This is a genomic window from Arthrobacter sp. zg-Y750 (assembly GCF_020907365.1).
Lineage (GTDB): Bacteria > Actinomycetota > Actinomycetes > Actinomycetales > Micrococcaceae > Arthrobacter_B.
This window is the reverse complement of sequence record NZ_JAJJOC010000001.1, coordinates 91,945-111,372: the sequence shown is the minus strand read 5'-3', so window position 1 is coordinate 111,372 and position 19,428 is coordinate 91,945. Positions and strand designations below refer to the sequence as shown.

13 protein-coding genes are annotated in these 19,428 nt (G+C 66.7%); 10 read left to right on the top strand and 3 right to left on the bottom strand.

Features of this window, described 5'->3' with window-relative positions:
• The 6 genes from mtrB to secA all read left to right on the top strand — a co-directional run bounded on the left by mtrB (position 1) and on the right by secA (position 9,549).
• A complete protein-coding gene (gene mtrB, locus LOC57_RS00485) occupies positions 1–1,713 on the top strand; it encodes an MtrAB system histidine kinase MtrB (protein ID WP_229957505.1) in 1,713 nt (570 codons plus the stop codon).
• Positions 1,703–3,478 carry an LpqB family beta-propeller domain-containing protein gene (locus tag LOC57_RS00480; protein WP_229957503.1) on the top strand — a complete coding sequence of 592 codons (1,776 nt, stop codon included), beginning with the start codon at positions 1,703–1,705 and terminating at the stop codon, positions 3,476–3,478. Before mtrB ends, LOC57_RS00480 begins: the two co-directional genes overlap by 11 nt.
• 428 nt (positions 3,479–3,906) lie before the next feature.
• Complete coding sequence (locus LOC57_RS00475) at positions 3,907–4,575, top strand: ComF family protein (protein ID WP_227913693.1); 669 nt, start codon at positions 3,907–3,909, stop codon at positions 4,573–4,575.
• Positions 4,576–4,700: 125 nt separating this feature from the next.
• On the top strand, positions 4,701–5,432 hold the full coding sequence (gene hpf / locus LOC57_RS00470; protein ID WP_227913696.1) for a ribosome hibernation-promoting factor, HPF/YfiA family: 732 nt from the start codon (positions 4,701–4,703) through the stop codon (positions 5,430–5,432).
• Between the two features lie 26 nt (positions 5,433–5,458).
• A complete protein-coding gene (locus LOC57_RS00465; RefSeq protein WP_229957501.1) occupies positions 5,459–6,673 on the top strand; it encodes a winged helix-turn-helix domain-containing protein in 1,215 nt (404 codons plus the stop codon).
• A gap of 89 nt (positions 6,674–6,762) precedes the next feature.
• Positions 6,763–9,549, top strand: coding sequence for a preprotein translocase subunit SecA (gene secA, locus LOC57_RS00460; protein ID WP_227913699.1), 2,787 nt, complete (start codon positions 6,763–6,765; stop codon positions 9,547–9,549).
• Positions 9,550–9,581: 32 nt separating this feature from the next.
• Here secA and LOC57_RS00455 read toward each other — a convergent pair whose 3' ends face one another.
• Positions 9,582–10,202 carry an Rv3235 family protein gene (locus LOC57_RS00455; protein WP_227913701.1) on the bottom strand — a complete coding sequence of 207 codons (621 nt, stop codon included), beginning with the start codon at positions 10,200–10,202 and terminating at the stop codon, positions 9,582–9,584.
• 71 nt (positions 10,203–10,273) lie between these two features.
• The gene (locus LOC57_RS00450; protein WP_229957498.1) at positions 10,274–11,053 is read right to left on the bottom strand and encodes a LysM peptidoglycan-binding domain-containing protein; all 780 of its coding nucleotides are present in this window, start codon (positions 11,051–11,053) and stop codon (positions 10,274–10,276) included.
• 282 nt (positions 11,054–11,335) lie between these two features.
• On the opposite strand from LOC57_RS00450, the gene LOC57_RS00445 reads away from it, so the two are divergent.
• The gene (locus LOC57_RS00445) at positions 11,336–11,902 is read left to right on the top strand and encodes a hypothetical protein (protein WP_227913703.1); all 567 of its coding nucleotides are present in this window, start codon (positions 11,336–11,338) and stop codon (positions 11,900–11,902) included.
• A 69-nt stretch (positions 11,903–11,971) separates the two neighbouring features.
• Here the strand turns inward: LOC57_RS00445 and LOC57_RS00440 are convergent, their stop codons facing one another.
• Positions 11,972–12,211, bottom strand: a complete 240-nt coding sequence (locus tag LOC57_RS00440; RefSeq protein ID WP_227913704.1) for a helix-turn-helix domain-containing protein — start codon at positions 12,209–12,211, stop codon at positions 11,972–11,974.
• A gap of 262 nt (positions 12,212–12,473) precedes the next feature.
• Here LOC57_RS00440 and LOC57_RS00435 point away from each other — a divergent pair, with 262 nt between their 5' ends.
• The 3 genes from LOC57_RS00435 to LOC57_RS00425 all read left to right on the top strand — a co-directional run bounded on the left by LOC57_RS00435 (position 12,474) and on the right by LOC57_RS00425 (position 19,428).
• Entirely contained in the window at positions 12,474–13,196 is a 723-nt protein-coding gene (locus LOC57_RS00435) for a hypothetical protein (protein WP_229957496.1), read from the top strand.
• A complete protein-coding gene (locus LOC57_RS00430; RefSeq protein ID WP_229957495.1) occupies positions 13,193–14,503 on the top strand; it encodes an AAA family ATPase in 1,311 nt (436 codons plus the stop codon). Before LOC57_RS00435 ends, LOC57_RS00430 begins: the two co-directional genes overlap by 4 nt.
• An 83-nt stretch (positions 14,504–14,586) precedes the next feature.
• A complete protein-coding gene (locus tag LOC57_RS00425) occupies positions 14,587–19,428 on the top strand; it encodes an NAD-glutamate dehydrogenase (protein WP_229957492.1) in 4,842 nt (1,613 codons plus the stop codon).

The following is a 19,428-nucleotide window of genomic DNA, read 5'->3' as shown; positions in this document are numbered from 1 at the left end:
TTGCCGGGATTCCTGGCCGGGGCGGCCGGGAAATCCCCGATCCTCAACAAGTCACTGCAGGCCGCCCGGCGCCTGCGCGAAACCGTCCGCCGAGCGACGCTGCACCGGATCGCGCGGCAGTGGCGGCGGTCCCTGCAGTTCAAGACCGTCGTGTCCACCCTGCTGCTGGTGGCACTCGCCGGTGCGGGCATCGGCGCCTTCCTCTCGCACCAGATAGCCGGTTCCCTCTACGAGGAACGCCTGGCCCAGTTCCAGACCGAAGCCACCACCGGCCTGTCCAACGTGAAGAACAACTTCCGGGACACCACGGCCAGCGACCGGGAGAGCACCGACCGACTGGTCATGGACACGCTTCCACTGCTGCAGGGGCAGGGGGCGGACGCCCAGCGGACCTATCTCCTGACCCCGCTGCCCACCAACGACCCGCTGTTTGTGAACTACTCCATTAACAGCGGCAACATTACTGCCGGCGGAATCCCGGTGGCCCTGAGCGACGCCGTCGCCGCGGGCAAAGCCGGCGACGCCGACGCCGGCAACGTCTACTGGTCCCCGCTTGAGCTGGCCCACGGCGAACCCGGTATCGCCTTTGGCACCAAGGTCACGCTGCCGCCGAACAATGCGGAGTACGCGCTCTACCTGATCTATGACCTGTCCTCCATGCAGGAGACGCTCAACAAAATCCACCGCATCCTCTGGATCGCCGGGTTCCTGCTGCTGGCCATCAGCGGCACTATTGCCTGGATTGTGGCCAAGGCCGGCCTGGGCGCAGTCAGCGACGCGGCGGCAGTGTCGGAGAAGCTGGCCGCCGGCGAGCTGCAGGAGCGCATGGAAGTCAAGGGAGAGGACGAAGTGGCGCGCCTCGCGGCGTCCTTCAACCACATGGCCGGAACCCTGCAGGACCAGATCACCCAGCTCGCTACACTCTCCCGTATGCAGCAGGTTTTCGTCTCGGATGTTTCGCACGAACTGCGGACCCCGCTCACCACCGTACGCATGGCTGCCGAGGTCCTCTACGATGCCCGCGAAAGCTTCGACCCCATGTACCGGCGCTCCACGGAACTGCTCTACCACCAGGTGGAACGCTTCCAGGCGCTGCTGGCCGACCTGCTGGAGATCTCCCGGTTCGACGCCGGCGCCGCAGCTTTGGACCTTGAACCCACCGATGTCTTCCACATTGTGCGCGACGTCATGGACGCCACCGAACCGCTGGCGAATAACTCCGGCTCGGAAGTCACGGTTGTTTCCAAGGAGTCCAGTTGCGTGGTGGACGCCGATCCGCGGCGCATCGAACGCATCCTGCGCAACCTCCTGGTCAACGCACTGGAACACGGGGAGGGCGAGCCCATCGAGATAGCGGTGGCCGCAAATGCCGACGCCGTCGGCATTGCCGTGCGCGACCACGGGATCGGCATGACCGAGGAAGATGCCGGGCACGTGTTCGACCGCTTCTGGCGGGCGGATCCGGCCCGGGCACGCACTACGGGCGGCAGCGGCCTGGGCCTGTCCATTGCGGCCGAAGACACCAGGCTGCACGGCGGATGGCTCGAGGCGTGGGGCGAGCCCGGCAACGGTTCCTGCTTCCGGCTTACGCTTCCGCGGCGCCACGGAGGGGACTTCGAAGCCTCGCCAGTGCCGCTGTCACCCCGCAAGGCGGCTGCCGGACCGTTGGCACTGACCGCGGCAGTTTCCTCGGAGGAGACCGATGTCCTTTAGCCCAATGCCGTCCGCCGAGCCGGCCCCGTCCCCACACGCTTCCATTGGGCTAACCGCTGTCCGGGGACCCGGGCAGTTCGCCCGCCTGCTGGCCCTGGTGCTCGGTGCTGCCTTGGCGCTGGCAGGATGCTCCTCCATACCCACCGTCGGCCCGGTGGGCACCGCCTCCGCCCAGCGCGGAGACGAGCAGCAGGAGGAAGCGGTCTTTTCGCCTGAAGGCCCGGCTGCCGGCGCTACGGCACAGGAAACCATCCGCGGCTTCATGGAGGCAGGCAAGGGGGCCGCCGACGACTACAGCGTGGCCCGCCAGTTCTTGTCCCCGGGGATGGCCGAAACGTGGTCTCCGGCCCAGCGGGCCACTGTTTACCGCTCTTCACGGGTTGTCGCTACTCCGGATCCGAATCTGTTCCAGATCCAGCTGGAGGTACAGAGCACCGTTGACATCCAGGGGATCCGGATCGAAGCACCGGCGGGAAGCACCGAGAGCATTCCGGTGCAGGCGGAAAAGGTAGACGGCGAGTGGCGGCTCACCGCCGTTCCGGACGGCATCATGCTGTCCCTGGCCAGCTTCCCGGCCGTCTTTATGGCCCACAACCTGTACTTCTACTCAAGCGACTACGAGTACTGGGTGCCGGACACCCGGTGGTTCATCCGGCGCGCAGGCATAGCTGCGAACATCGTCAACGCGGTCCTGGTGGGGCCGGCACCCCACCTGCAGGGCGCCGTCGTCAGCGCTTTCCCGTCCGGTACCGAACTTGCCCGCGACGCCGTGCCCGTGGCCTCCGGAGAAGCCACCGTGGATTTGGCCGCAGATTCGCTGAGCGACGCCACCGACCTGAACCGGCAGCAGATGACCGCACAGCTGCAACAGAATCTCCGGAGCCTGAACAACATCACTTCGGTTGCCATGACCGAAGGCGGGCATTCCGTGGACCTCGGCAAGGGCAACGGCGAAGTACGGTCCGCCATTGCCGATCCGTCAGCCGGCGCCACCCAGATTGTGGTCTATCAGGGCGAACTGGCCTTTTACGGCGACGGTCCGACCGCCGTCGAGGGTGTGCCGTCGGTGGCCGGATACGGACCCAGGAGCCCCGCGACGTCTGCCGACGGGGCCACCATCGCCTTCCTGGACAGCCAGGAAGACACCCTCCTGGTTACCGGAAAGGGTCAGGAGGTCCGGGTAGCGGCCGAGGGCGCCCGGTTCACCGCGCCCAGCGTGGATCCGAAACAGTGGGTCTGGACCACTCAGCCCTCCGGTTCCGGCACCGCGGTCCTGGCCATTCCCCCCGGCGGCAACCGTGACGCGGCAGCAGTTCTGTCAGCGCCTTGGCTCGAAGGGCTGGGCGTCACCGAGCTCAGGGTTTCCCGTGACGGCACGCGGGTACTGGTTGCGGCCGCCCAGGGCGGGAACAGCAGTGTGATGATTGCCGGGATCGTCCGTTCGGCAGAAGGCGTTCCGGTATCGCTGACGACGCCGGCAACGCTGCAGGTGCCGGCGGAAGCGGGTGCAGTGGACCGGGTGAAGTGGGCAAGCGAGGATACGGTTGTCGCTGTCCGGACCGGGGCGCAGGAGTCCGTCCCGGTGATCCTTGGTCCCGGGCGGGAAGCACAGCTGCTCGCGCCGAAGGAAGGGATCCTGGGGCTCAGCGCCGGCAACGGTACCGAGGACGTCTTTATCCAGACCGACGCCGGCATCTTCAACAAGGTCGGCAGCAGCTGGGCGCTTCGGTCCGAAGGGGTGCGGGACCCGGCCTTCCCGGGCTGACGCTTCCGCACCGCTCCTCCACAGCCGGCGGCCGGTGCTCCCGCGGGCCGTAGCGGTGCACCTTGCCGTCCACGGTGCGGACGGCGCCGCCCGGGCGGGGTCAGCATGGCAGCATGCGTATTTCCTTACCGGCACTTTTCTTCCCGGCACCGAGCCGGGCACTTGACCGGTTGGTCTTCTCACCGGCAGGGCAGGCGGCAGCTGCGGCTCTGTCCGGACTTGCCGCAGGGCTCGTTCCTGTCACGTGTGCAGCCTGCGGTGCTCCGGACCGTTCCTTGTGCAGCAGTTGCGCGGCGAAGGCGCGCCGCGGGACCATACGGCCATGTTTCGTCCAGGAAGGCGCCGCCGCGCTCCCGGCCGCCCAAGCTGCCGAATCTGCAGCGTTTGCACCGCTGCCGGTCCTGGCCGCCGGAACTTACCGCGGGGACTTGGCCCGAGTCTTGCTCGCTTTCAAGAACCGCGGACACACGGACCTGGCCGGTTTCCTTGTCCCGGTGCTGGCCGGGGTGCTGCAGGAGGCAGCGCAGGAGGCGTTCCGGTTGTCCGGCTCCCGCACACTGGTGCTGGTCCCGGTCCCTGGATCCGCCCGTTCCATGCGCCGGCGCGGTTACGCCCCGTTGGCCCTGCTGATCAGGCGGCTAGAGCGCGCAGGGCTGTTGCCGCCCGGGTGTTCCGCCGCACCCCTGGTGTCCTACGTGCGCGGGTACGGGAGCGCCGTGCCGTTCCTCCCCGGCAGGGCGGGCAGCCCGGCAGCGGACGGCCGGCGCCTGGCACAAAAGGGGCTGGGCAGTGGGAATCGGCGCCGTAACGTCCGCAACACCATGACCGCGGCGCCGTCCCGCAGCAGCCGCGGAACCGGAGGTGCCGGGGAGGGCAGCCTCGTGGGGGTCAGCTGTGTGGTGGTTGATGATGTTCTCACCACCGGGGCCACCATCGGCGAAACCGTCCGGGCGCTGCGCGCCGAAGGTGCGGGGGTCTTCTGCGCGGCGGTTATGGCTGCCACACCAGCCCCGGGACGTAACACTTCTCCCGGATCCGGTGCCGCTGCGGGGGCGCATCCGCAAGAGTATGGAAACGGAATAGGGGGACGTGAATAAAGGTCGGCAGTGTTCTAACGTGTTGGTATGGATAGCTTCAAGAAGCGGGGTTATCCTGCGGCAACGGCCGTGAAGGAAACTGGCAGCGGCCGTTGTTGTGTCACCGAAATATATTGGAGGGCACCATGGAATTCATGATCAGCGGACGCAACGTTGCAGTATCTGACCGGTTCCGCGAGTACGCCGAAGAGAAGATCGGCAAGGTCGAAGCGCTCGGCGACAAAGTCCAGCGGGTGGAAGCCAGGGTCACGAAGCAAGGGAACGTCCGGGACGCAGACAGCGCCCTGACCGTGGAAATCACGGTGACCGGGCGGGGACCGGTGGTTCGCGCCGAAGCAACGTCCGGAGACAAGTTCGCTGCCTTCGACATCGCGTACGGAAAGCTGCTGGAACGCCTCCGCAGGGCGAGCGACAGGCGCAAGGTGCACCACGGACGCCACGCACCGGTACCGGTCCGGGTAGCCACCGCTGATTTGGGTCCCGTGAGCACCTCCGAACCGCTTTACGCCCAGATGGGTTCAACCGCAGAGGAAGAGTCCGCTGAGCCGACCGGCAATGACGCCGCAGCGGAAGAGGCCAACGGTGAATGCCCCGTTTTGATCCGTCGCAAGGTTTTCCCGGGTGCCCCCATGAGCCTTGACGACGCCGTGGACAACATGGAACTGGTAGGCCACGATTTCTACCTGTTCGTCGATTCAGCCACGGGAGCCCCCTCGGTGGTCTACCGCCGCCGGGGCTGGACCTACGGTGTGATTACCCTGGACTCCAAGTGCGCTGAAGGCTCCGAAGAGCCGCGTGAGGAAACACGGGGTTACCGGGTCACTGAAACGCCCGTCGATGAACGGGCCACCGCGTGAGGGTTTCCCCGCCCTAAGATGAGTGGATGAAACCCAAGCTCTCGCTCCGCCAGGCCCGCCGCACGGCACTGTCGGCGCAGGGATTGGCCCGTGCGCGGCCCACCGGCCTTGTTGGTTCAAGGCAGGTGGGCCGCACCTTTGAGCGGCTGGCGCTGCTGCAGATCGATTCCGTAAACGTTCTGACCCGCAGCCATTATCTGCCGCTGTTTTCCCGGCTTGGGCCCTACGGGCAGCCGGATCTGGACCGGATGGCCAACCGCCGTCCGCGCCGGATGGTGGAGTACTGGGCGCACGAAGCAAGCTATGTGCGGCCCGACCTTTTCGCCGACCTCCGGGCCGTTCAGCGGCGGACCTGGATGACAGCCCATTCCATGCCGGCGGCGCTGGCCGAGGACCTGCGCCGGCGCATCCTGGAAATCCTGGAGTCGGCAGCCCGGCCCCTCACGTCCCGCCAGACCGCGGAACTGTTGGGCCACAGCACGGAACGGGCCACCGCAAACTGGGGATGGAACTGGAATGCCGGCAAGCGGGTGCTGGAAGACCTGTTTGCCGCGGGCTTGGTCAGCTCTGCAGGACGGACGCCCCAGTTCGAACGTCTCTACGCGCCCACCGCCCGGATCCACCCGGCCGGGGCTGCAGCCTTGGAACCGTCTGACCCGCAGCAGGCCGTACTGAGGCTGGCCGAGGCCGCTGCCCGGGCACACGGCGTCGCCACCGTCCGCGGACTGGCCGACTACTTCCGGCTGCCGGTGCGGGAAACCGCCGACGCCGCGGCGGAACTGGTCCGCAAGGGAATCCTCGAACAGGTGGAGGTGGCCGGGTGGAAGCAGCCGGCGTTCCTGCACGCGGAGGCCGTGGTTCCCCTGGCAGCGGCCGGACAGGCCCTGCTCAGCCCGTTCGATTCGCTGGTCTTTGAACGGCGCCGGCTCGAGGAGCTGTTCGGCTTCCACTACCGGATTGAAATTTACACTCCTGCTCCCGCCCGCAGATACGGCTACTACGTCCTGCCGTTCCTTCTGGGAGAGGACCTGGTTGCCCGGGTGGACATCAAAGCAGACCGTGCCGGCGGTAAGCTGCTGGTTCAAGGCGCCTATGCGGAACCGGATGCCCCGGGCCACACGGCGCGTCAACTGGCTGCCGAGCTTGCGCTCATGGCACAGTGGCTTGGGCTTGGGGAGATTGAGGTACGTCCGGCGGGGGACCTTGCTGCGGCCCTGAAGCTGGCAGTATGCAGGGAATAACCGTCAACCGGGAACCGCGGCCGTCCGCCGCACGTCTCTCACGTAGACTGGGGACGCCAGATTTCGGCAACTAGATTGGGAGCAAATCAGTGGCATCACTACTCGAACGAGTTCTTCGTACCGGCGATAAGAAAACGCTGAAGACACTGCGTAACTACGCCGACGCGATCAACGTGCTCGAGGATGAGTTCAAAGGCATGACCGATGCCGAACTCAGGGGTGAAACGGACCGCCTCAAGGCACGCTACGCCGACGGCGAGTCCCTCGACGACCTCCTGCCCGAAGCCTTCGCGGCGGTCCGCGAAGCTGCCGGCCGGACCCTTGGCATGCGGCACTTCGATGTCCAGCTGATGGGCGGCGCCGCCCTGCACCTGGGCAACATCGCCGAAATGAAAACCGGTGAAGGCAAGACCCTCGTTGCCACCGCCCCGGCCTACCTGAACGCGCTGACCGGCCGCGGCGTGCACATTGTGACCGTCAATGACTACCTGGCCGAGTACCAGTCGGACCTGATGGGGCGGGTTTTCCGCTTCCTCGGCATGACCAGCGGCTGCATCCTGTCCAACCAGGATCCCGCGACCCGGCGCGAGCAGTACGCCGCCGACATCACATACGGCACCAACAACGAGTTCGGCTTCGACTACCTGCGCGACAACATGGCGTGGAGTGCAGCCGAACTGGTCCAGCGCGGGCACCACTTCGCCATCGTTGATGAAGTGGACTCCATCCTGATCGATGAGGCCCGTACGCCGCTGATCATTTCCGGCGCCGCCAGCGGCGATGTGAACCGCTGGTACACCGAGTTCTCCAAGGTGGTCCAGCGGCTGACGCTGGAAACCGATTACGAGGTAGACGAGAAGAAGCGCACGGTCGGCATCCTGGAGCCGGGTATCGAAAAGGTCGAGGACTACCTCGGCATCTCCAACCTGTACGAAGCGGCCAACACCCCGCTGATCGGCTTCCTGAACAACGCGATCAAGGCCAAGGAACTCTTCAAGCGGGACAAGGACTACGTGGTCCTCAACGGCGAAGTCATGATTGTCGACGAGCACACCGGACGCATCCTGGCCGGGCGCCGTTACAACGAAGGCATGCACCAGGCGATCGAGGCCAAGGAAGGGGTGACCATCAAGGCCGAGAACCAGACGCTGGCCACGGTCACCCTGCAGAACTACTTCCGCCTCTACGAAAAGCTCGCCGGCATGACCGGTACGGCCGAAACCGAGGCCGCCGAGTTCATGAGCACCTACAAACTCGGTGTGGTCCCCATCCCCACCAACAAGCCGATGGCCCGCATTGACCAGTCGGACCTGATCTACAAGAACGAAGTGGCGAAGTTCGACGCCGTCGTCAAGGACATAGCCGAACGGCATGCTTCGGGCCAGCCCGTCCTCGTGGGCACCACCAGCGTCGAGAAGAGCGAATACCTCTCGAAACAGCTGGCCAAGGCCGGTATCCGGCACGAGGTCCTCAATGCCAAGAACCACGCGCGTGAAGCCGCCATCGTGGCCCAGGCCGGGCGCAAGGGCGCCGTCACCGTGGCAACCAACATGGCCGGCCGCGGTACCGACATCATGCTCGGCGGCAACGCCGAGTTCAACGCCATCGCGGAGCTGGAACGCCGAGGGCTGGACCCGAACGAAAGCCCCGAGGACTACGAAGCGGCCTGGCCCGAAGCGCTGGAGAAGGCACGCCACGCCGTAGCCGCCGAGCAGCAGGAAGTCATTGACCTCGGCGGGCTGTACGTCCTGGGTACGGAGCGCCACGAATCCCGCCGCATCGACAACCAGCTGCGCGGCCGCTCCGGCCGGCAGGGCGATCCGGGTGAATCCCGCTTCTACCTGTCGCTGACCGATGACCTGATGCGCCTGTTCAACTCCGGTGCCGCCGAGCGGATCATGAACAGCTCCTCCATGCCCGACGACGTCGCGCTGGAATCCAAGCTGGTATCCAAGGCCATCCAGAACGCCCAGGGACAGGTGGAGGGACGCAACGCCGAACAGCGCAAGAACGTCCTGAAGTACGACGACGTCCTGAACCGCCAGCGCGAGGCCATCTACGGCGACCGCCGCCGCATCCTTGAGGGCGGTGACCTGCAGGAGAAGATCGGTTTCTTCCTGGAAGACGTTGTGACCGCGGTGGTGAACGAAGCTACTGCCGAGGGCCACGGCGACGACTGGGACCTCGAGCAGCTGTGGACGAACCTCAAGACCCTGTACCCGATCGGTCTCACCATCGACGAAGTGGTGGAGGAAGCCGGCGGCCGGTCCAGGCTGACCCGCGACTTCCTCCACAACGAGATCCTCTCCGATGCCAAATTGGCCTACCAGGCCCGCGAGGAAGCCCTGGGCTCGGCCACCATGCGCGAACTGGAGCGCCGCGTGGTGCTCTCGGTAATCGGCCGCAAGTGGCAGGAACACCTGTACGAGATGGACTATCTGAAGGAAGGCATCGGCCTGCGCGCCATGGCGCAGCGCGACCCGCTGGTTGAGTACCAGCGCGAGGGCTTCGTGATGTTCCAGACCATGATGGAAGCCATCCGCGAGGAGAGCATCGGCTACCTCTTCAACGCCGACGTGCAGGTCAGCGAGCCGGCCGCCACGGCACCCAGCGCCCTGTCAGGCGTCAAGGATGCACGCGGCGTCGTTGGCGCTCCGGTGATCAAGGCTGCCGGCCTGGATGCGCCCCGGCAGCCCGCCAGCCTGCAGTTCACTGCCCCCGACAGCCAGGGCGGCGTGGAGACCAGGGTGGAACGCACCACGGCAGGCGACAGCGCCAAGGCGGCCAAGCAGGCAGCACAGGCAGCACCGGCAGCGCGGAAGGCAGCACAGCCCGCCGGCAAGGCCGGAGCCAAGAAGGGAAAACGCCGCAAGTAAGCGCGAGGCAGGCCTGCTAAGAACAGGTCGGCCTAGCCGATTTCCAACGCGGTAACCCGCCAGAGCCCGCGCCGCAGCTGAACCCTCAGCGCAACGGCGCGGGCTCTGTCGTTTTCCAGCGCCACTACTGCGCCCTCGTAGATTCCTTCCGCTACGGGGCAGATCCGGCAGGACCTGATACGGACGCCGCGGTGCAGCTGCTGCGGATCCGGAGCCGTTCGGGACCGCCCCGCAGGGTTTTGCCGCAGTCCGCGCACCAGGTTGGCGCGCAGCTGCATCCGCTCGTAGTTTTCGGGATCCAGCCAGCGGGACATTTGCTGCAGTGGACGAACCCCGCCCAGCACCTCCAGGGCAGCCAGTGCTACGGACTGGCAGATGGCCTTCACCCGGGCATCGTCGGCCGGCTCGGACTGCCAATGGGCGGCGGTTCCCTGTGCACCTTCCGTGCCCGGCCCGGCCATGCTGCCGGGACCGGCCGGGGGTTCCCCGGCAGCAGGTGCCGGCGGTACTGCGGTTTCCCTGGGCGAGGCAGGTACGGGCGCCGGGAGCAGGTCCTGCAGGGGAGCACGGTAAACGGCTATGGGCGGGGCGCTGTTTCCGGCCTCGGATGCAACCGGAGCTTCGGGGGCCGGAAGATAAATCACGCTGGTCATGGTGTGGTCCTTAGCGGGGAGATGGAACACCAAAGTGCGGGGATGAAGGATGGCTGCAGGGGAAGCGGTCACTAAAGCGGTGGTGCCGTGAGTATCTGACCGGGGTGGATCAGGCCCGGATCAAGTCCGATGGTTTCCCGGTTCAGCTCGTACCACCGCGGCCAGAGCGCTGCTATCTCGGCATCGCCGGCGCCCGGACCGAGTTGCTGCCCGGCCAAAGACCAGAGGGTATCTCCAGCCGCTACAACCACCTGACCCGTTTCTTGCCGGGGTGTCCCGGTTAGGAGGCCGCCACCCGGAGGCTGCGGGGGAAGCGGCCGCCAGAGGGGGGACACCGCGTCTGCAGTACCGCCCGCTCCCGGCTCCGTGCCGGCAGCAGGCCCAGCCGCGCCGGCTGGGTCAGCAGCAGCCCCTGTGGAGGCGGCGGCCGGGGCGGCCGGGGCGGCGGCCTCCGGAACCGCTAGGGCCGCGGCCGGCACGGACCCGGCGGCGAGGGAGAACCCCAGCAGGGCAGCGGCCAGGCGGCGCAGCGGCCCCGGGGCCAGGAACAGTGCGCGGGTGCCGGCGGCAGGAAAGCCTGCCCGATGCAGCAGGCAGCCGACCAGCGCACAAAGCGATCCGAGCACCCACCACAACGTCAGCAGGATGCCTGCGGCAGCGGCACCGAAACCCGCGAGGAAGGCAAAAACGGAGGATGGCGCGGCTGCGCGTGAAAACAAGGCGTGACCGGCCGCCGCTGCGGAGGGCAGCAGCACGGCCCCGCACCACAGGAGGAACGCGCCCAGCAGAGCAACACCGCCGGCAATGAATGCGTCCGGCCCCGGGCCGGAACGGACAATCGATGCTGCCATTGCACCCTCCGTAAATGTTCGTTTTGCTTTGCCCTGCAACGAGTCCCGGTCAAGGCCGCTTTGGTCCTTGTTGGTCCTTTGCTGCTGTTTGGGTGATTTGTTGCCGTTTGGGTCGATTTTGTTCGTGTGTTGCATGTTGTTGCCGTTGACGAGTGGTGGTGCATCTACGCCGGGAATAGACGCTCTTGTTGTCGTCTGGCCCGTGTGATGGTCGTGTCTACACTTCGCTTCCATCAGTGTCCAGAGTGGTCACCATGGGCCGCTGGAGGCTAGCCTTGGCCGATGCGATGGGATGCCCTGTTCAGGGACATGGAGGCACAGATGGCCGCGTCTGCCGCGCTTGAAGCCGAGGACGAGATCGCCGAGCGCGTCCGCATCGAAGTGCAGGGCGTGAGTCTTCAGGACAGGCTCCGCAGCCAGTCCGGAAAACACCTGGTTTTTGATCTGGGATTGGCCGGCAGGGCGGAGGGAACCCTGCGGCAGACGGGGACCGGATGGGCGGTGCTGGAACAGCAGCGCGGCGGCCAGGTGCTGGTGGTCCTGTCACACGTGGCCTGGATTCGGGGCATGGACCGCTATGCCGCTCTGCAGGCGGGGGCCGTGCACCTAGGTCTGGGTTCGGCGCTGCGCGGGATAGCACGGGACCGCAGTACCGTCACTGTCCGCTGCGCGGGAACAGCCGCCGAAACAGCATTGCACGGCACCATCGACCGGGTCGGCGGCGATTTCCTGGAACTGGCAGCGGTTCCGGGCGGCGGCGCCAGGCGCAGCAGCAACGTCACGGGCATGTACGTCCTGCCGACGGCGTCTGTTGCCGCGGTCCTGTCCCGGGACTCCGGGTGGGAATAGCTCCGGTGTTGGAATGATGCGTGCTGGAAAGACGCGATGGCGGCAGGTGGCCCCAAGGGACGCTGGCGGCTAGGCCCCGGGGGTGCTGTTCTCCTCCACGGGTATGCCCTGGCGGACCGCTGCCGCCGACTTGCGGTAGGCCCGGGAGATGTACTCCTCCAACTGCTGGGCTTCCACCCTCCACTGGCCACGGCCGCCGATCTGGATGGCCGGCAGCTCCCCGCTGCGTACAAGGGCGTAGGTCTGCGAGGAGGAAATGTTCAGTACCTCGGCGACATCGGCCAGCGTCAGGAATCTCTTCTCGCCCACGGCACTCACCTTTCACACCGCACCACTGCGGCTTCCACCCGTTGTACATCAGCAGCACCAGTCTGGCATCAGCGAAAACCGGCTCCGTGGTTATCCACAGATACCGCTTCCCGCGGGGACCACCGTTTCAATCCGGGTGCAGGTACCCCACAATGGCTCCAGCAGGGCCCGGGCGGGTAAAGAGCATGGTCCGCAGGGGTAAAGAGCATCACCGGCGGGGGCTATCGGGACTGCCCGGAAGGGCAAGGGGAATCGGGGGAGCATGAGCCAGAGGTTGGGCGAGGGCGGCAGCAGTGCGGGCACGGAGACTGGCCTGAGAACGGCGTACCGTCCCGCCGCCGGCCGCACCATCCGTCCCGCGCCGGCCGCAGCCCGGCTGCGGAAACCCTCTTGGCGCGACCCCAGGCTCTTGCTGGGCGTGCTCCTGGTGCTGGGATCCGTGGCCGGCGTGGTCGCCCTGGTCGACGGCGCGGACAGGACCACGCAGGTGTACGCCGTCCGGCACGACATAGCCCCCGGCAGCCCGGTCCGCGGCGAGGACCTCGTGGCCGTACCGGTCCGGCTGGGCGGAGCGGAAAAGCGATACCTGACCGTTTCCGAAGGAGTACCCCCTGACGTGGTGGCGGGAACAGTCCTCCGCGAAGGTGAGCTGGTGGCCCTGTCGGCTCTGGCTGAACCGGCTACGCTGGACCGCAAACCGGTTGGCCTGCGCGTGGAGGACCCGTTGCCGGCCAGTACGGAAACCGGTTCGCGGGTGGATATCTGGGCTTCCATGCCCAACGCGCAGAACGGCTTTGAGGAACCGGAGCGGTTGATTGAAGCGGCGGAAATATCGGAGCTGACGGTTACCGAGTCAGCGCTGGGGGCCAACCGCAGTACTGAACTGCTGGTGCTGGTGGATGACTCGGACCTGCCCCTGCTGCTCAGCGCGCTCTCCAACCAGGCAAAGGTCACTGTGGTGTCCAATCCTGCCGCGGGCAAGTGAACATCCCCGTAGCCACCGTCGGGGCCGCCACCGCCGGTGTCCTGGACGGGCTGGAACGCCTGCAGGGACCGGTGACGGTGGTGCGCCGGTGCGCGGAACTGACTGAACTGGTAGCGCTCTCGCAGACCGGTATCGTCCGTGCTGCCGTCGTCGCGGGCGACACCGCAGAACTGACTGCTGCCCTCGCGGAACGGCTGGGGGCAGCGGGCGTGGCCTTGGTCGCGCTCGCTGACGATTTCCTCCTCCGCCAGCGGCTGGAGGCCATGGGCATCACCAACGCGCCCGGCACTGTGCAGGCCGAAACGCTGGCCGGACTGATCTCGACGGCGGTGCAGGCGCTGGAACACTCCGGTGCGGGGCGCGGCCTGGCGGCCGGCATTGCCCTTGCCGACCCGGCGGCCTCCTTTGGCACCGGGATTGAGGCACCCGACGGCGGTGCACCGGCAGCAGAGGAGCCGGACGTCCGTGCCGGCACCGTCACCGCTGTCTGGGGCCCCACGGGCGCACCGGGACGCACCACGCTGGCGGTAAACCTGGCCGCGGAAGCCGCAGCGGCGGGGCGGAGCGTGCTGCTGGTCGACGCCGACACCTACGGGTCCAGCGTGGCGGTTAGCCTGGGGCTTTTGGATGAGTCTGCCGGCCTTGCGCAGGCCTGCCGGCTCGCGGACCAGGGCATGCTGGATGCTGCTGCCCTTGCCCGGATCTGCGCGGACGTCTCCCTGCGGGGGCACCGCTTGCCGGTGCTGACCGGCGTTACCCGGGCCGACCGCTGGATTGAGCTGCGCCCGGCAGCGCTCGCAGGTGTCCTGGCCGCCGCACGCAGGATGGTGGACGAGATCATTATCGACTGTGGATTCTCACTGGAAAGTGATGAGGAACTGAGCTTCGACACCATGGCGCCGCGGCGCAACGCCGCAACGCTGCTGGTGCTCGAAGCGGCGGACACCCTCTACGCGGTCGGCGCGGCCGATTCGGTGGGCGTGCCCCGCCTGGTCCGGGCGCTGTCGGACCTGGCCGCCGCCGTTCCCGCTGCCCGGCCGCAGATTGTGCTCAACAAAGTCCGCGCCTCCGCCGTGGGCAGGAACCCGGAAAACCAGCTTCAGGGGGCCTGGGAACGGTTCGGCCCCGGGCAGGAGATCATTGCCTTCCTGCCGGCGGATTACGACGCCGCCGACGCCGCCCTGCTGTCCGGAACAGCCCTGCTGGAAACCGCTCCGGCATCGGCGCTGCGGGCTGCTGTTGCAGAGCTGGCGGGTGTGCAGGCTTCCCGGCGGCGGCCCCGGCGGCGCGGCAGGAGCGCAAAGTGACCTTTCACCCATTCAGAGCTAGGCTCAATACGAGGAGGCTGCAAAGGGGCAGCCTGACGTAAGTACTATCGGAGGCGTATTACATGTCGTCAGGATCCAGCATGGCGGATCTTTTAAGTTCGGACACTTCCCTGGATGAATTCATCGGGAACTACTACGAGCATCTGGCGCGTGAAGATGCCCAGGCGTACCCGCCGTCGGTACTGCGGGAGCGGGCCCAGAAGCATATGGAGCTGGCCCTGACCCGGGCGGAGGGAACCGCTGCCGTAGACGTCGTGGACCAGGGGGATACCAGCGTCATCCTTATCGTCACGGACGACATGCCCTTCCTCGTTGACTCCGTCACGGCGGAAGTGGTCCGCCGCAACGCCGCCATCCGGTTGGTGGTCCACCCCATTTTCCTTGCCACCCGCGATGCGGTCACCGGCGGACTGCAGCAGGTGCGGCGCGTACCTGCTGCCGCCGGCGTGTCCAGCGGGGACACCGCAGCCCTCCCCAATCTGGCCGACCTGCTGGGCGGGGACGGCGGCACCACCCGGGTGGAGTCCTGGATCGCCGTCGAGGTGGCCCGGATTGCCGATGAAGAAAAGCGGACCCAGCTGGTTGAGGGCCTTCGGAAAGTCCTGGACGACGTCCGCGTAGCGGTGTCCGACTGGCCCGCCATGCGGACCAAGGTGCACGAGATTGCCCGCTCACTGGAGACCATTCCGGGCGCCCGCGATATTCCCGACCTGCAGCAGGCCCGGGAACTGCTGACCTGGCTGGACAACGGCAACTTCACCTTCCTGGGTTACCGGGAATATGACCTGATCACCGAAGACGGCGAAGACGCACTCCGGCCCACCGAGGGCAGCGGCCTGGGCCTGCTGGGTCGGCAGTCCTCCTCCCGCCGGATCCACCGGCTGACCGGGGCGGGCCGGGCCAAAGCCCGCGAGAAACGTGCCCTGGTGATCACCAAGGCCAATTCGCGCTCCACCGTGCACCGCCCCGCTTACCTCGACTACTTGGGCGTGAAGCGCTTTGACGAGCAGGGCAACGTCAACGGTGAGCGCCGCTTCATCGGTTTGTTCTCCACCGGTGCCTACACCGGATCCGTCCGCAGCATCCCCATTGTCCGTGACAAGGTCCGCGACGTTATGCGCAGCTGCGGATTCCCTGCAGACTCCCACTCGGGCAAGGACCTGCTCTCCATCCTGGAGACCTACCCGCGCGACGAACTGTTCCAGATCGATCCGGCCGCACTGCTGGATACCTCCCTGGCCATCCTGCGGCTGCAGGAACGGCGCCGCACGCGGCTGTTCCTGCGCCCGGACATCTACGGCCGGTTTATGTCCGCACTGGTGTTCCTGCCGCGCGACCGCTACACGACGCCGGTCCGGCTGCGCATCCAGGACGAGCTGCGTGCCACCTTCAACGCCGAGTCCATCGACTACGAGGCCCGGATGACCGAGTCCGCGCTGGCCCGGCTGTTCTTCCGCATCCGGCTCCCGCGCGGCGGGGAGATCACCGACGTCGATACCGCGGCACTGGAGGCACGGCTGGTCACGGCCACCCGGTCCTGGTCCGAGGGCATCGAAGAAGTGGTCCGCACCAAATTCGCGCGGCCTGAGGCGGAAAAGCTTTCCGCCCTGTGGGCAGATGCCTTCCCCGCCGCCTACCGGGTGGCGTACGAAGTCGAAGACGCCATGGAGGACATTGCCCGGTTCGAGGCACGGGTTGCCCGGCCCGACACGGCCCCGGAGCTCTTCGTCTATGTTCCCGAGGACAGGGACGGCGAGGGACAGGCGGACGCCCGGCTGAAGCTGTACCTCACCGAGCCGAAGTCGCTGACCCAGATCCTGCCGTTCCTGCACAATCTCGGCCTCGAAGTCCTGGACGAGCGGCCGTTCGAGATCCGGCGCGGCGACGGGACCACCTTCTACCTGTATGACCTGGGCCTGGTGTACCCGGCGGGCATCGACCCGCTGAAGACCGGTACGCTGCTGGCCGAAGCCTTCCGTGCCGGTATGTCGGGCACCGCCGAGTCCGACGCCTTTGACCGGCTGATCCTGCAGCAGGGCATGCACTGGCGCCAGGTGGTGATCCTGCGTGCGTACGCCAAATACATGCGCCAGGTCGGCACCGCCAACTCCTACGGTTTCGTTGCCGGCACGCTCCTGGCGAATCCCGACGTCGCACACACCCTGATCGCGCTGTTCGAAGGCCGCTTTAACCCGGACCTGACCGAAGAAGAGCGCCGTGACGCCGTCGAGCAGGCGGGCGCTGCACTGGAGGCCGGCCTTGAGCAGGTTCCCACGCTCGACGCCGACCGGGTGCTGCGGACCTTCGCCACCCTGATCAACGCCACCCTGCGCACGAACTTCTACCAGGACAAGGCATACGTCAGTTTCAAGCTGAACACCGGCGCCATTGACGGTGCGCCGTTCCCGCGCCCGAAGTATGAAATCTGGGTTTACTCCCCGCGGGTTGAAGGCGTGCACCTGCGCTTCGGTGAAGTGGCCCGCGGCGGACTGCGCTGGTCTGACCGGCGCGAGGACTTCCGCACTGAAATCCTTGGCCTGGTGAAGGCGCAGACCGTCAAGAATGCCGTGATCGTGCCCACCGGCGCCAAGGGCGGTTTTTACGCCAAGAAGCTGCCTGATCCCGCCGTGGACCGCGGAGCGTGGATGGAAGAAGGCAAAAACAGCTACCGCACCTTCATCCGCGGCCTGCTGGACCTGACCGACAACCTCGTGGTCACGAAAACCGGCGAGGAAGTGGTTCCGCCGTCCCGCGTGGTCCGCCACGACGGGGACGACAGCTACCTTGTGGTCGCTGCCGACAAGGGCACGGCGTCGTTCTCCGACATCGCCAACTCCATCTCGGCGGAGTACGGTTTCTGGCTGGGCGACGCCTTCGCCTCCGGCGGCTCGGTCGGATACGACCACAAGGCCATGGGCATCACCGCCCGCGGGGCCTGGGAATCGGTCAAGCGGCACTTCAGCGAACTGGACATCGACACCCAAACCGAGGACTTCACGGTGGTGGGCGTGGGCGACATGAGCGGTGACGTGTTCGGCAACGGCATGCTGCTGTCCGAACACATCAAGCTCGTGGCCGCGTTCGACCACCGGCACATTTTCCTGGACCCCAACCCGGACCCGGCCGCATCGCACGCCGAACGCCGCCGGCTCTTCGAACTGCCCCGTTCCTCCTGGGCGGACTACGACGAGACGCTGATCAGTGCCGGCGGCGGGATCTTCCCGCGGCAGTCCAAGAGCATCCCGCTCTCGCCCGAGGTCCGCGCGGTGCTTGGGCTCGCCGATTCGGTAACCAAGATGAGCCCGCCGGAACTCCTGAAGGCCATCCTGAAGGCACCCGTAGACCTGCTCTACAACGGCGGCATCGGTACCTATGTGAAGGCCTCCGGCGAAACCTCGGCCGACGTCGGCGACAAAGCCAATGATCCGATCCGCGTGGACGGACGGGACCTGCGGGTCAAGGTGGTGGGCGAAGGCGGCAACCTGGGCATGACCCAGCGCGGCCGCATAGAAGCCGCCCGCGCCGGCGTCATCCTTAACACCGACGCCATCGACAACTCCGCCGGCGTCGACTGCTCCGACCACGAAGTGAACATCAAGATCTTCGTCGACCGGATGGTCGCAGCCGGACGGCTGGACCCGGCGGAACGCGCCGCGTTCCTGCACTCCATGACCGACGAGGTGGGACAGCTGGTCCTGCAGGACAACATCGACCAGAACATGCTGCTGCTCAATGACCGGCAGCGGGTCCTGGAATGGAGCCCGAGCTTTGAGCGGCTGATGGACTGGCTCGAAGAGCACGCAGACCTCGACCGGCAACTGGAGGCACTGCCCACCAACGAGGAACTGCATGCGCGCATCGCCGCCGGCGAGGGACTGACCTCGCCGGAACTGGCTGTGCTGGCTGCCTACGCCAAGATCGAACTGACCAAGGCACTCACACGCTCCAACCTGGCCGACGACCCCTACTTTGCGGGCACCCTGCGCCGGTACTTCCCGAAGCAGATCGTGGAGCGTTTCGGGGACCAGCTGGACACCCACCCGCTGCGCCGCGAGATCATCTCCACCATGGTCGCCAATGACATGATCAACATAGGCGGCATCACCTTCGCCTTCCGGATCATCGAGGAAACGTCCGCGACCGAAGCCGAAGCAGCACGCGCCTTCACCGCGCTGCGGGAGATTTACGGCGTGGACAGCGTCCTTGCGGAACTCGGCGCCCTGCCGGCCGGGTTCTCCACCCAGACCTGGTCCATGATGCACCTGGACCTGCGCCGGCTCCTGGACCGCGCGGTGCGCTGGTTCGTGAACCATGTGAGCCGGGGCACCACCATTGCCGAGGACATCGAGGCGTACAAGCCGGTGGTGCGGCCGCTGCTTTCGGATCTGACCCGCTATCTGCGCGGCGGCGACGCAGCGCGGGTGCAGGAGCTGGAGGACAAGGCCCGGGAGCTGGACGTTCCCGCTGCCCTGGGCAGCTACTGGGCCGAGCAGTTCGAATCCTTCGGGCTCCTCGACGTCGCCCGCGTCAGCCGGACTGCCGGGGAACCCGCGGCGGACGTGGCAGCCGTGTATTACGCGGTCTATGACCGCTACGGCATCGATGACCTGCTCGAGCGGATCACCAAGCTGCCCCGGGATGACCGGTGGCAGGCCCTGGCCCGCGCTGCCCTGCGTGACGACCTCTACTCGACTGTCGCGGACATGACCACGGCTGCCCTGGAAGCAACGCCTGAGCTCGACGCGGCCGATCCGGTACAGCGCATGGAAACCTGGGAAGAGGAAAACGCAGACCACCTGCAGCGTGCCACGAAGATGTTCAACGAGGTGAACCGCCTGGAGCAGGACGACATGGCCTCACTGTCCGTGGCGCTGCGCCTGCTGCGTTCCATCGTCCGCCGCTAG

Excerpts from the sequence above, each read along its gene's own strand:
- LOC57_RS00465 (WP_229957501.1), top strand. The coding sequence starts at position 5,459 with ATGAAACCCAAGCTCTCGCTCCGCCAGGCCCGCCGCACGGCACTGTCG.
- LOC57_RS00450 (WP_229957498.1), bottom strand. The coding sequence starts at position 11,053 with ATGGCAGCATCGATTGTCCGTTCCGGCCCGGGGCCGGACGCATTCATT.
- LOC57_RS00445 (WP_227913703.1), top strand. The coding sequence starts at position 11,336 with ATGCGATGGGATGCCCTGTTCAGGGACATGGAGGCACAGATGGCCGCG.
- hpf (WP_227913696.1), top strand. The coding sequence starts at position 4,701 with ATGGAATTCATGATCAGCGGACGCAACGTTGCAGTATCTGACCGGTTC.
- LOC57_RS00455 (WP_227913701.1), bottom strand. The coding sequence starts at position 10,202 with ATGACCAGCGTGATTTATCTTCCGGCCCCCGAAGCTCCGGTTGCATCC.
- LOC57_RS00435 (WP_229957496.1), top strand. The coding sequence starts at position 12,474 with ATGAGCCAGAGGTTGGGCGAGGGCGGCAGCAGTGCGGGCACGGAGACT.
- LOC57_RS00425 (WP_229957492.1), top strand. The coding sequence starts at position 14,587 with ATGTCGTCAGGATCCAGCATGGCGGATCTTTTAAGTTCGGACACTTCC.
- LOC57_RS00480 (WP_229957503.1), top strand. The coding sequence starts at position 1,703 with ATGTCCTTTAGCCCAATGCCGTCCGCCGAGCCGGCCCCGTCCCCACAC.